This window comes from Paenibacillus sp. CH40, assembly GCF_024213605.1.
GTDB lineage: Bacteria > Bacillota > Bacilli > Paenibacillales > Paenibacillaceae > Paenibacillus > Paenibacillus polymyxa_B.
In genome coordinates, this window is record NZ_JANAVQ010000004.1 from 459,970 (window position 1) to 471,951 (window position 11,982).

Below are 11,982 nucleotides of genomic sequence, written 5' to 3' on the forward strand. Positions count from 1 at the left end.
CTACAGGGGATAAATCATGATAGACCGACAGAACTGACTGCTGTGACAAATATCGCTTACAAAGCCTACCACTTTTGAGATGGTGTAGATACACGAAACAGTACACGAATGGAGAACTTATGAAAACGACAGGAAAGAATAAGAAATCTTCGCAGAAGCGATCAGCCTCAGTCTGTACCTGCATCAATCTGCGCCGTTCCTCGATGGCTGTTACGGGACTGTATGACCGGTATCTGGCCCCGAGCGGACTCAATATTAGCCAATTCTCGCTGCTCAAGCACTTAACTGCACTGGGCCCCGCAAGTGTAAGTGAATTGGCGCTGGAGATGCGGCTCGACCGGACGACGATTGTGCGCAATTTGAAAGCGTTGGAGCATGATGGGTATGTGGAGGATACATCTACTGAGGGCAGTCGCAACCGCTGCCTTACTCTGACGGAGAGGGGAAGAACGGTATACAATGACGCAGCAGGGCTTTGGGAAGAGGCGAATCGTTTTTTACAGGAGTCATTGGGAATCGGACAGTTACAGATACTCAACACACTCTTATCCAAGATTGAAAATTTGGATGGATATTAGCCGGCTCCTCATCCAGGTGGGGTTGTGCTCAATTCGTGTATATACACGAAAAAGATCGAAATGTTTATTGCGGTATCGAGGGAAGCTTTACTGTGAACAATAACCACGGAGAGGGATGTGGATAGGATGGTTGAATCCGTACCGGATATGAGAGAAAACATCGCAGCCGAGATGAAAACCTATGTGAGCGAAGACAAAGGCAATGTTTGTGAAGAACTGCGGAGTCCTTATTACGAGGAGCCGATTATCCAATTTGCTGCGGCTAATGATCCTTTGTTTGAGGAGTACAAAAGAGTAGTGGGGCCCGATCACGCCACGCCGCAGGAAGCATTTGAACGTTCCTTTGGAACGGAGAGTTTTGATGGAGGCACCGTTATCAGCGTTGTGCTGCCGATCAGCGAGACGATCCGTAAGGCTAATCGTGCGCAAAAAGAAAGAGCCTCAAGGGAATGGGCGCTGCTGCGGACCTTTGGCGATGAATATTTTGTACAGTCTGCAAGGCGGCATTTGGCGGGATACTTAACAGGCCTTGGTTACCGTGCGGTTGCACCGCTGGATACGGATTGGTACAGCATCCATGGCGCCGAGGGGGGGCCGATCTCCAACTGGTCGGAGCGCCACATTGCATATGCTGCGGGTCTCGGCACCTTCAGTATCAATGACGGCTTCATCACCGAAAAAGGAATTGCCATCCGCCTGCTGTCCGTGGTGACCGATCTCAAGGTGCCGCCTGATGCCAGAGTATCTTCAGCCACAGGACATACCGGTAACTGCCTGCTGTGCAGCAAGGGCATCTGCGGTGTGTGCATTACCCGCTGCCCTGTGCAGGCCATCAGCAAGGACGGCGGACATGACAAAATCGCCTGCATGAATTTTGTGTACGGCCAGGCATCACGGGACTTTGCGGTTCTAAACGGCGGCGAGGCCAAATCGGGTGCTGGCTGCGGACTGTGCCAGACCAAGGTACCCTGCGAGAGCAGGAATCCGATGCGTACTGCCCGGTGAATATGGAAACCTTGAGGACCGCCATTCTCAAGGTTTTTTAGTGCAAAAAGATACATTTAGTTTTCGTTAGCCGAGGTTGAGGGCGTCCCTGCCTCATGTTTTAATTGAGCTTCATTCGAAGCCCCGGACTTACGATCGAATGTAATCGGGCCTTTACGGTTCACAAGCCGTTTCAGATCCACGGTCATTTCATTCTTCAATTTATCAATGAGCTGGTCTTCTTGGATGCCTTTGCTTTTAGCAACCTCGGCCAATGACTTCCCTTGTCCCAGTTCTTTCTCTAATTGGACAGGAGTGATGCCCAGCAGCTTGGCTACTTTCTCGTTGAGATGGTGATTCAAGCCGCCAGGCCGTTTGCCGTGTCTATGTCTGTGAACATGCCCATGCCCGTGGTCGTCCTGTGGTTCAGCATTCCATTGGCGGGCTGCCCCTTGGATAAAGTCGTTGGGAGTGAGAGTTTGCAATGAATAACTCGGTTCCGTCCCGGAAGCTCCAGCTGCACCCGCAGTGCCATACATCATCACTCCTCCATACAGAATAGCAGCGGTCAATTTCCATTGTTTTTTCATGTTGCAGACCCTTCTTTCATCCTTTTTAAAATAATATTTTCTTTTCCCGCTATTTTTATTCATATTTTCGCCTGTTAAGTAACCATAAGACGGGAAAAAGAAATTATGAACATTGCTATCACAATTACACCCAACCTTCGATCTACACGCGCTCCTTGGGAACCCTATCCTGTAGAGTGAGTAAGAATGAATAACTGTACTTTCTACAATATAACTTGAAATTTCTCAAGTTATATATTAAGGAAAATATGATAAAATCAAATTGTAAACGTTTACAATTTGATTTTTGAAAGACATGTTGCATCAAGCTACTACAGAATGCACTGCATCATAGTGAGGCTACAGGAGGAAAGTCCAATGAAACAAAAAAATAAGGTTATTTTTATGGACATCCAAACGCACGAGCAAAACCATTTCGGTCAGCGAGCACTTCAAAAAGTGAGAAGACATGGACAAGATGTATGAAGCTTCACTTACTGTAGAGGGATACCAAAGCAGTCGGAGTGCCAATGTAACTAGTAATACAATTACGATTAGCGGCAATAATGGCACCAGAAACCAAGAGATCGAGCTCGTTGTAACATCCGATGACGGGACATGGGATGCTTATATTGACTATTTGGAGATCGACTAAAATTTCAAATCTAGTAAAGAGTTGAATCGGTTCGGAGTATCGGAACATCCATACTATATTAAAATAGCTAGGAGGTAGACCCATGTTTATAGCTAAAGCAGGAAAATGGACGGCGATTATGGCAATCACCTTGTCTTTATTCACAGGCTCGCTGGTGATCTCGAGCAACCAGGCGCTTGCGGCTGATTGCTCGAGCGGTTATGTAGCGTTAACCTTCGACGATGGTCCCAATCCCTCTAACACCAAAGCGCTGCTCAGTGCTCTGAAGCAAAACGGTTTACGTGCGACGCTCTTTAATCTTGGACAAAACGCGCAGAATAATCCTTCGCTTGTACGTGACCAGCAAGCAGCAGGCATGTGGATCGGTAATCATTCATGGTCACATCCTCATATGACACAACTGAGCACATCGCAGATGTCATCGGAAATTACACGCACGCAGCAAACGATACAGTCCATTACTGGCACGGCACCAAAGTTGTTCCGTCCTCCGTATGGCGAGACCAACGCAACCCTCAAATCCATTGAGACCCAAAACGGTCTTACCGAAGTATTGTGGAACGTTGACTCCCAAGACTGGAACGGCGCCTCCACCGCACAGATCGTAGCTGCTGCGGGCAAACTTAAAAACGGCGATGTGATCCTGATGCATGATCAGTACCAGACTACACTCCAAGCTATTCCACAAATTGCACAGAACCTCAAAAACCGTAACCTTTGCTCTGGTATGATCTCACCAAGCAATGGCCGGGCGGTAGCGCCTGATGGCGGAAACGGCGAAACGCCGCCAAACAAAGGCACAAAAGTGGAAGCAGAAAATATGACCAAAGGCGGTCAGTATACTTCAAATATCAGCTCGCCGTTCAACGGAGTGGCTTTATACTCCAACAATGATTCAGTGAAATTCACACAGAATTTTACCAGTGGCACCCATAGTTTTTCACTCCGTGGTGCTTCAAATAATTCCAACATGGCCAAAGTTGACTTGAAAATTGGTGGACAAACGAAGGGTACCTTCTACTTCGGTGGGAGCAGTCCTGCGGTCTATACTTTAAACAATGTCAGCCATGGAACCGGAAATCAAGAGATTGAGCTTGTTGTAACAGCTGATGATGGGACATGGGATGCTTATATTGACTATTTAGAGATCATCTAATTTTAAAAAACAAAATCCCGGCGGGATCTTCCCGGCCGGGATTTTTGTCGATATCCTTTTCACAACATTCTCAATGTAAAAATAACAAAATCTTGAAAATTGCAATCTGTTGTATAATGGCCGGTAACAACTAGAAATCGCTATAAAAATATTCATAAGAGATGCAGGTGATGGCGATGGAATGGTATTTTGCATACAAAGACGAATTGGAAAAAGTATTTCGTCAAGCAGAGGAACGGACGTCCACGTTTCCAGCTCCCTTTCAGCAAGAGGGTTTGGACTTTCTGGCGCGTTTTAATCCGTTGCGGGAAGACAGCACGCGTAATTACATATGCTATTTGCTTCCATTTTGGCTGCAAGAACTCACCGGACTCCCCCCCGAAACATGCCGCAAGCTGTCACTTGGCAACGTGTTTATCATGGCTCACTATTTAATTCAAGATGATGTGATGGACACAGCAGCAGACAACCGTAAAACGCAACTCGCCTTAAGCCAGCTCTTCTATACCGAGTGTATAAGTGTATATCGGGACCTTTTTCCGGCAACCTCTCCTTTTTGGTCATATGCCCGAACGTATGTTGATGAATGGGCCGTTAGTGTGATATCCGAAGGAACAGAGGACTATTTTCAAGGAGAAAGAAATAAGGTCGCACTGAAAGCAAGTCCATTAAAAATGGCCGGAACGGGTGCTTTACTGCTCGCAGGCCGTGCCGATCTGATCCAGACTATTACAAATATGACAGACTTGGCGCTACTCGTGCTTCAAATGTCGGATGATTGGGCGGATTGGGCAGAAGATTTGGTCGAACAAAGCTATAACTGTCTTTTGTCCCATATCAGTGCCGAGCAAAAGACAGCTTACTGTGAAGGATTGGGACCCAAACAGATTCAGGAAGCAATTTATGTACGCGGTGCGCTCGCCAGCTATGTGAACATTGCCGATCAAGCAGTCCAACAGTTAGAGACCCTGAAGCCTTCTATCCACGGCCTACGTAGCTTTGCACATTCTATCGCAGCAGAACTGGGCGAAGTGGCGGCGGAAATTGAAGGCGGGCGCTCGCATTTGAGAAGAGGCGGACTTGATTACTGGCTCTCCAAAAATATGAAATAATGCTAGATTTTTCTGAGTCTTTCGTGGTATACTGACTAGGTAAATATAACCAATTGAATGAGAGGGTGATTTTTGATGGCTACTGAAGTTCTTCAAACACAAGTCATTCAAAAAGCTTGGGAGGATGCCAGTTTCAGAGAGAAACTGATGTCAGATCCCAAATCTGCAATTCGTGATGTGTTAGGAGTCGTGATCCCCGATCATATCCAAATCAAAACGTTAGAGGAAACGCCTGATCAGTTTTTTCTGGTAATTCCTCCAGACCCCTCCGGCGTGCTCGCTGCATCCCAGAAACCTCGCTCGATGTGGTAAATTAGTTGTTAATGCTTATTTAATCTATATTCCTTAATCACATGTGGGTGGGCTCAGCAAGCTTCCCTCCGTTTTCTCCGAATGCAAAAAAGCCGGATATTATCCGGCTACGGGGAAGCGGATGGTCGCTTCTGTTCCCACCCCTTTTGCACTTGTAAAAGTTATTTTGCCATTCATCGTTTCAATAATCCGAAAAGTCACCATCATCCCCAAACCCGTGCCTTTTGTCTTATTCGAAAAATAAGGCTCACCTAGTCTGGATAAAGTCTGAGCATCCATCCCTTCACCATTATCCCGAATATGAATGACAGCTTCTCCGTTGTCCACATAAGCCCATATATGAATATGACCCTGATCTCGCAGCGCTTCAATGCTGTTTTTGATGATATTGATGAACGCTTGCTTAAACTTGGAGGAATTCCCGCGCACTTTGATTTCCTGGGGAATATCCAGCGAAATTTTCCCACCTTGCAAATTAGCCATTGGACTGATGATTCCTTCAATATGTTTGAATTCGTCCAATATGGTCAACGTTTTGGTTTGGTCAAATTCTGGCTTGGCAAAAGTCAGAAAATCAGTAATAATCGCGGAAGCTCGATCCAGCTCCTCCAGAGCGATATGTAGATAGTCTTTATTTTTACCATCCTCCTGCTTGCTCATCAACTGAAGAAATCCACGTGTAACCTGAAGGGGATTACGTACCTCATGAGCTACAGATGCAGCCAGATCGCTAATAATCTCCATTTTCTCCGAACGTTGAAGCTCATTATTGAACATTTCCAGTTCTCTGGAGTACCGAACCACCTGCTTGTGCTTTTCTGCCAGCCTTCTGCCCAATATCGCGATCAACGCCAGTACAAAACCGAACACGCCCCATTTCCACAAAAACATATTGTAGTGTCCGTCCAGAATGAAGAACCAGCTCAGTTCCCCGATAGAGATGACTGCAAAAAATGCAAAGCCTGTCGATAAAATGATCGCTTCGTGATCACCCTTAAGTGCCATGCGAACCGAAGCAAATACCAGCAGTATCATTAAGGCGACGAGTAATATACCCAAGATGACTACACTAAAAAAATAATATATATTGTTCAGCCGCTCCTGTGCTCCTAAATTCACAATCATCATGGTAAAGCAGAACAAAGAGTATGCGGTTAACAACTTTCTGAATTTGCGAATCAGTATAATCGAATTGATATTTTGTTCAAAAAAGAAGGCTAATGAAGGCAGCAGAATAAATAGTGCCACATCAAAAAGTTGTAAGTACAGCTTGCCATAGCCGCGATAGAATGTATACAAGAATGGTGAATACGTTACGATCATCAGACCAATAGACAATACTATTGCACTTAGGGACAGCCACATAGCCATACTCGGACGGAACAGGAAAAATGAGCAGATCAGTAGTACTAGTGCCATAAAGATAAACGTACTGCCCAGTACAATATCTAAAACATCCATTCTGACCAAGGTCCCCAACAAATCACGATAATCACCGGTCATCACATTGCCGATAATGCCCAGTCTATTCTTACTGCTTTCCGTCCATATGTATAATGTTTTACCGCTGTCTTCCGGCTTCAGCGGAATCAGAATACGATTATTCTCATAATTGTACCCACGATAGGATTCGTAAAAATTGGTCCCATCTTTATACAGCGTAATATGCCTGCCATAAATATTTTCAAAAAGTACCGCTGGCGTTTCATCATTTAGCGAAGGTAACTTCATACGAATCCAGGCAGAGCCTATATTACCGGGCTGCCTAAGCAGTTGTGTATCATTTTCAATATGCATCCAGGCCTTGCTGGAATCCTTTACCTCATCTAAAGAGCCATCCTCGTTTACCGCTCCCCATCTCATATCCCAGGAGGGTATTCTATAATCCCTTTCCGGGGTCATTTTGGCCGCATAGGCGGAGTAGCCCAGCGACAACAACAACACAATGACCGCTAGCAGGGTGGCGACAGCTTTGGGCACATGCCTCATATTAAGCACCTCAAAGTTACATAGTAGGATTTACAAGTTTGTATACGTTTTAACATTTTTTACGTCCTGAAATTATATTATTCTATACGATGATGTGCATACCTTCTTCATAAGTAGGATATCATGTTCTTTTTACTCATTTTTTGTAAAATCTTCATATTGATTAATGATCATTTCCTGTTCACGCCGCTCCTTCTGCTCTCTAAGCCCCAACCATGGTTCACAATCTTCATCCTCATAGATCGTCCTAATATCGGAAAATAAATAATCGCGTATTTCTACTATTTTTCCGGCCTGTCCGCCATCTGTCCAGTATAAGCCTTCCGGGCGCCGAATGAGGGTACGGGAAAATCCCGGGGTAGATGCCTTTTGACCTACTCGGATACGACTAATCATCGGACCAAACATGTACCATTCCAATTCATATCCCTCCCTATTCTCTTTATCATATCACAGCAGTTACCAAAAAAACGCTAATTGAGAATGGGCATATCCCTATTCGCATGATTTTAACTTCCTACAGACACACTAACTCAAGGTTTAGCCGTTCTACTGTTTGGGTAAGGTCGGAATAAGCAACAAAAAGTAAAGGAGCTGAGCAACATGGCCAATCGTGATGATCGAGTTAATGAGCTACATGACAATGATTTTGAGCCTTCTCTGCAAAATGCAGAAACCAACTGGGAGAATCTAACCGAGGGCCCAGATACTCCTCTCGAAGACGTCCCAGATGCCGATGAACTGACACCGAACAGTCCTGTTGACCCTTCTGCTCCTGCCGAATTCCTGCATGGTACCGATTTGCTGAATGGTACCGATGGGGACGAAGAAGAGCAACTGGACAGCGACGATATGCTGGATTAAGCACTTCATTTTATCGGGTGAAAGAAAACGGTTACCTATTCTGCTATGCGGGTAATGAAGTGTATAACCGAAAGGAGTTGACTGATCTCCTATGTATAAAGATCCGATGTCTCAAGCCGATATGGAGTATAAGCGCTACAAAGCCTTGAATCCCGTGGAAGAGGATGACCGCAGGTCTGCAGACAAGACAACTACAGATGATATCTCGGCCGAAGATAACCCACGAGGAGTCGCATCTGCGAAGCCCGAACCCAGGGATCAAGGAAAATGAAAGGACAGATAGAGAATGCAAAAAGGGTGCTACCCAAGCCACACAAATGATACACATGGCTTGAGTGCACCCTTTTGAACTTCACATGTTGTAAGGCAGCATTTCAAGGGCAAAAACTTGAACCTGATAATCAGGGCTTGCCTTCTGCACCTACTTTGTTTAAAATAAGGTCAAATCTTTTGAATACCATGAACAAAGACATCGACGGAGACAAGTAGACGTCTAACGGATTCCCACAGAAAGGTACGAATTGCTGAGAGCGTACCGCAATCCCGCGTTGAAATTCACTCCCGAGTCGAGCCTTGAACCGACAGAAGGATTCATTCCTTTGTCCGCAGTAGAGGTTTCCGGAAGCCCCCGTTACGGGCATCAAGCTCAGAAGTTACTGCCGTCGACTGAACGACGTTGACGATTCGTATGTATACTTCTGTAATTAGGGTGGTACCACGGCATTCGTCCCTTGCGACGAGTGCCTTTTTGTGTTATTTTCTGCAAAAAAAGTCCATGGGCTAACAGAAAAAACAAATTTAAATTCGGGAGGGTGTACTGTATGTCTACAAATGAAAATTCTTTGGAGCTGCTGCGTGAACAGCTCGATGCTACAAATTTGCAATTGCTGGAGTTGCTGTCCCAACGCGCTGAACTGGCGGGACAACTTGGAAAATTGAAGGAAGCTCAAGGGGTACCTGACTTTGATCCGGTACGCGAGCAACAAATGCTGGACAAGCTGATCGCGGCTAACCGTGGACCATTTGACGATGCTACGATTCGCCAGCTGTTCAAAAATATTTTCAAGGCTTCTTTGAACTATCAAAAAGAAGAACACAAAAAACATCTGATCGTCAGCCGCAAAAATCAACCGGATAGCACAGTTATCAAGGTTAAAGATACGCTGGTGGGCGGCAAAGCCTCCATTATGGTCGCAGGTCCCTGCTCGGTGGAAAGCTACCAGCAAACTCGCGAAGTAGGTGCGGCTCTCAAGGAAGCCGGTGTGCCGATTCTACGTGGTGGTGCGTTCAAACCACGTACGTCCCCGTATGATTTCCAAGGACTGGGCGTAGAAGGATTGCAAATTCTTAAACGTGTAGGCGACGAGTTCGGGCTGGCTACAATCAGTGAAATCGTCGATCCAAGACATTTGGAGGAAGCGATCCAATACATCGATATTATCCAAATTGGTGCGCGCAACATGCACAACTTTGAATTGCTCAAAGCTGCGGGTGAAACCAGAACCCCGGTTCTGCTCAAGCGCGGACTGGCTGCCACAATGGAAGAGTTCCTTCATGCTGCTGAATACATCGTTTCCCGTGGTAACACGCAAGTCATGCTGATTGAACGCGGTATTCGTACGTACGAAAAATGGACGCGTAACACGCTGGATATTTCCGCTGTTCCGATTTTGAAAAAGGAAAGCCATCTGCCTGTATTGGTAGACGTGACTCACTCTACAGGACGTAAGGACATCCTGGCCCCTTGCGCCAAAGCTGCCCTAGCTGCTGGAGCTGACGGTATCATGGTGGAAGTTCACCCGAACCCAGCAGTCGCTTTGTCCGATGCTCAGCAACAGCTGAACATTCCTGAGTTCCACAACTTCCTGTCTGAAGTCAAAGAATCCGGTTTATTCAAAGCGTAAAACTAATTTTATGCCGGCATTCATAAACCGCTTTCATTTTCTCAGATAATGATGTAAAATTGGATCAGGATTGTGACTGATCATGCAGGCAAAACCTAAATGTATATATGCTCGACTTTTGTTGAGACATATATATGTTTAGGTTTTTTTTATGCCTAATTCTTGAATAAAAAGAATACCTACATGGTTATAATCCACAAAAAACATCATAGGAACGTTCAGAGAGGGGAACAGAAATGAGAGAAAGAAAAGGGTTAAGCATTTTTCTATTAGCCATGATATGTATTCTGATCATCAGTGGTTGCAGTGGTAAGGCGCCCGCCGTTGTGAAAGATGAAAGCGCTGCTCCAACAGAAAAACAAACGGAAAATAAAGTAGAAAATAAAACTACCAAGGCCAGAACGGTGATCACTACCGATGGAGAAGTAGATGATATGAACTCTGTCATTCGCTTCCTTCTTTACTCCAATGAAATGGATTTGTCCGGGATTGTACTGACTAGCTCTGTATATCATTATGCAGGTGATGAAAAAGCTGGTATCAAGCCATTTAGATGGACCGGAACACAATGGGTAACGGACATGATTGATGCCTACGGAGAGATTTATCCCAACTTAATTAAACATGCCGAGGGATATCCAAAGCCTGAATATATCAAGAGCGTTACCAAAATAGGTAACATTTCAAATAAAGGTGAAATGGACAAAGAAACGGAAGGCTCCAATTTCCTTAAAACGCTTTTCCTGGACGATGACAAAAGAGATTTATACGTACAAACTTGGGGTGGAACCAATACCACGGCCAGAGCTCTAAAGTCCATTGAAGACGAATATAGAAATACAGATCAATGGGAAACGATTCGAAAAAAAGTAAGTGATAAACTCGTACTGTACATCATTCTGGACCAGGACGATAGCTACAATAATTACATCGCTAAAAATTGGCCTGACATCAGAATTATTAATGATCAATCTAACTTCTGGCATTTCGCTTATGCTTGGAAAATGCACACAGAAGAAGTAAACAGCAAGTTGCACGGGGAATGGAATTTCAAAAATATTAAAGAGGGTCATGGCAAGTTGCTCAATATGTATGCCTTGATGGGCGATGGCAATATCATCAAAGGCGAGTTGGATGAAGAACAAAGAGGCAGTGAAGCCTACTTAAAGAAAAATCCACAATACGACAAGTATGACTTTATTTCTGAAGGTGATTCTCCATCCTTCTTCTATTTAATTGATAACGGATTGCGGAGTATGGAAAACCCAACCTATGGTGGTTGGGGAGGTCGTTTCGGTGTCGTTAACGATAAATTATTTAGAAATACTGTGTTAGATTATGATGTGCATACGAAAAAATTCGAAGCAGAATATTCTCTGATGCGTTGGTTTGATGATATTCAAAATGACTTTGCTGCTCGTGCAGATTGGGCTATTGCATCCGACTACAAAGATGCCAACCATAATCCAACATTGACCATTAAAGAAGGATTAGACCTAACGGCTAGTCCAGGGGAGAAAATAACCCTGCATGCAGAAGGTGCAGATCCAGACGGTGATCAATTGACTTACAAATGGTGGAGATATTTTGAAGCCGACACGTATGAAGATTCTAAAGTCCAACCGGCACAAGTTAAACCTGAAATGCTGGGTGATATGCAGCTCGGGCTTCACCGAGAAGTAGCTAAAGGCGAGAAAGTAAACACGATTGACTTGCAAGGAAGTGACACAAATACAGCAAGTTTCACAGTTCCAGCAGATGCTAAGTCTGGAAATACGATTCATATCATTGCAGAGGTACAGGACAATGGTAAACATCCTTTAAAGCATTATCAACGTGTGATTATAACCGTAAAATAA

11 protein-coding genes, 1 pseudogene and 1 other annotated feature are annotated in these 11,982 nt (G+C 44.8%); of the genes and pseudogenes, 9 read left to right on the forward strand and 3 right to left on the reverse strand.

Annotated features, from left to right (window positions below):
- Positions 1-119 precede the first annotated feature (119 nt).
- Together NLX73_RS15370 and NLX73_RS15375 are read left to right on the forward strand one after the other, a co-directional pair.
- Complete coding sequence (locus tag NLX73_RS15370; protein WP_254326586.1) at positions 120-578, forward strand: MarR family winged helix-turn-helix transcriptional regulator; 459 nt, start codon at positions 120-122, stop codon at positions 576-578.
- A gap of 126 nt (positions 579-704) precedes the next feature.
- On the forward strand, positions 705-1,583 hold the full coding sequence (locus NLX73_RS15375) for a (Fe-S)-binding protein (protein ID WP_254326660.1): 879 nt from the start codon (positions 705-707) through the stop codon (positions 1,581-1,583).
- 56 nt (positions 1,584-1,639) lie between these two features.
- On the opposite strand, the gene NLX73_RS15380 is transcribed toward NLX73_RS15375, so the two are convergent.
- Positions 1,640-2,152, reverse strand: a complete 513-nt coding sequence (locus tag NLX73_RS15380) for a hypothetical protein (protein WP_254326587.1) — start codon at positions 2,150-2,152, stop codon at positions 1,640-1,642.
- Between the two features lie 391 nt (positions 2,153-2,543).
- Here NLX73_RS15380 and NLX73_RS25235 point away from each other — a divergent pair.
- The 4 genes and pseudogenes from NLX73_RS25235 to NLX73_RS15400 all read left to right on the forward strand — a co-directional run.
- Positions 2,544-2,699 (forward strand): annotated as a pseudogene (locus tag NLX73_RS25235) (glycoside hydrolase family 11 protein); the annotation flags it as partial.
- A gap of 169 nt (positions 2,700-2,868) precedes the next feature.
- Positions 2,869-3,942, forward strand: a complete 1,074-nt coding sequence (locus NLX73_RS15390; protein ID WP_069291273.1) for a polysaccharide deacetylase family protein — start codon at positions 2,869-2,871, stop codon at positions 3,940-3,942.
- Between the two features lie 176 nt (positions 3,943-4,118).
- Entirely contained in the window at positions 4,119-5,054 is a 936-nt protein-coding gene (locus NLX73_RS15395) for a hypothetical protein (protein WP_367997108.1), read from the forward strand.
- 75 nt (positions 5,055-5,129) lie between these two features.
- The gene (locus NLX73_RS15400; protein ID WP_061831210.1) at positions 5,130-5,366 is read left to right on the forward strand and encodes an NHLP leader peptide family RiPP precursor; all 237 of its coding nucleotides are present in this window, start codon (positions 5,130-5,132) and stop codon (positions 5,364-5,366) included.
- 99 nt (positions 5,367-5,465) lie between these two features.
- On the opposite strand, the gene NLX73_RS15405 is transcribed toward NLX73_RS15400, so the two are convergent.
- Together NLX73_RS15405 and NLX73_RS15410 are read right to left on the reverse strand one after the other, a co-directional pair.
- On the reverse strand, positions 5,466-7,355 hold the full coding sequence (locus NLX73_RS15405; RefSeq protein ID WP_254326589.1) for a sensor histidine kinase: 1,890 nt from the start codon (positions 7,353-7,355) through the stop codon (positions 5,466-5,468).
- A 132-nt stretch (positions 7,356-7,487) separates the two neighbouring features.
- Positions 7,488-7,775 carry a hypothetical protein gene (locus NLX73_RS15410; RefSeq protein ID WP_254326590.1) on the reverse strand — a complete coding sequence of 96 codons (288 nt, stop codon included), beginning with the start codon at positions 7,773-7,775 and terminating at the stop codon, positions 7,488-7,490.
- 183 nt (positions 7,776-7,958) lie between these two features.
- Between NLX73_RS15410 and NLX73_RS15415 the strand changes: the two genes are divergently transcribed.
- The 3 genes from NLX73_RS15415 to NLX73_RS15425 all read left to right on the forward strand — a co-directional run bounded on the left by NLX73_RS15415 (position 7,959) and on the right by NLX73_RS15425 (position 11,982).
- Positions 7,959-8,219, forward strand: a complete 261-nt coding sequence (locus NLX73_RS15415) for a hypothetical protein (RefSeq protein WP_061831212.1) — start codon at positions 7,959-7,961, stop codon at positions 8,217-8,219.
- Positions 8,220-8,682: 463 nt separating this feature from the next.
- Positions 8,683-8,954, forward strand: a binding site (T-box leader).
- An 86-nt stretch (positions 8,955-9,040) separates the two neighbouring features.
- The gene (locus NLX73_RS15420; protein ID WP_013309063.1) at positions 9,041-10,123 is read left to right on the forward strand and encodes a bifunctional 3-deoxy-7-phosphoheptulonate synthase/chorismate mutase; all 1,083 of its coding nucleotides are present in this window, start codon (positions 9,041-9,043) and stop codon (positions 10,121-10,123) included.
- Between the two features lie 236 nt (positions 10,124-10,359).
- Positions 10,360-11,982, forward strand: coding sequence for a DUF1593 domain-containing protein (locus NLX73_RS15425; RefSeq protein ID WP_254326591.1), 1,623 nt, complete (start codon positions 10,360-10,362; stop codon positions 11,980-11,982).

Bases quoted from the DNA above. Each gene is read 5' to 3' on its own strand.
- NLX73_RS15370 (WP_254326586.1), top strand. From the start codon at position 120: ATGAAAACGACAGGAAAGAATAAGAAATCTTCGCAGAAGCGATCAGCC.
- NLX73_RS15375 (WP_254326660.1), top strand. From the start codon at position 705: ATGGTTGAATCCGTACCGGATATGAGAGAAAACATCGCAGCCGAGATG.
- NLX73_RS15380 (WP_254326587.1), bottom strand. From the start codon at position 2,152: ATGAAAAAACAATGGAAATTGACCGCTGCTATTCTGTATGGAGGAGTG.
- NLX73_RS15390 (WP_069291273.1), top strand. From the start codon at position 2,869: ATGTTTATAGCTAAAGCAGGAAAATGGACGGCGATTATGGCAATCACC.
- NLX73_RS15395 (WP_367997108.1), top strand. From the start codon at position 4,119: ATGGAATGGTATTTTGCATACAAAGACGAATTGGAAAAAGTATTTCGT.
- NLX73_RS15400 (WP_061831210.1), top strand. From the start codon at position 5,130: ATGGCTACTGAAGTTCTTCAAACACAAGTCATTCAAAAAGCTTGGGAG.
- NLX73_RS15405 (WP_254326589.1), bottom strand. From the start codon at position 7,355: ATGAGGCATGTGCCCAAAGCTGTCGCCACCCTGCTAGCGGTCATTGTG.
- NLX73_RS15415 (WP_061831212.1), top strand. From the start codon at position 7,959: ATGGCCAATCGTGATGATCGAGTTAATGAGCTACATGACAATGATTTT.
- NLX73_RS15420 (WP_013309063.1), top strand. From the start codon at position 9,041: ATGTCTACAAATGAAAATTCTTTGGAGCTGCTGCGTGAACAGCTCGAT.
- NLX73_RS15425 (WP_254326591.1), top strand. From the start codon at position 10,360: ATGAGAGAAAGAAAAGGGTTAAGCATTTTTCTATTAGCCATGATATGT.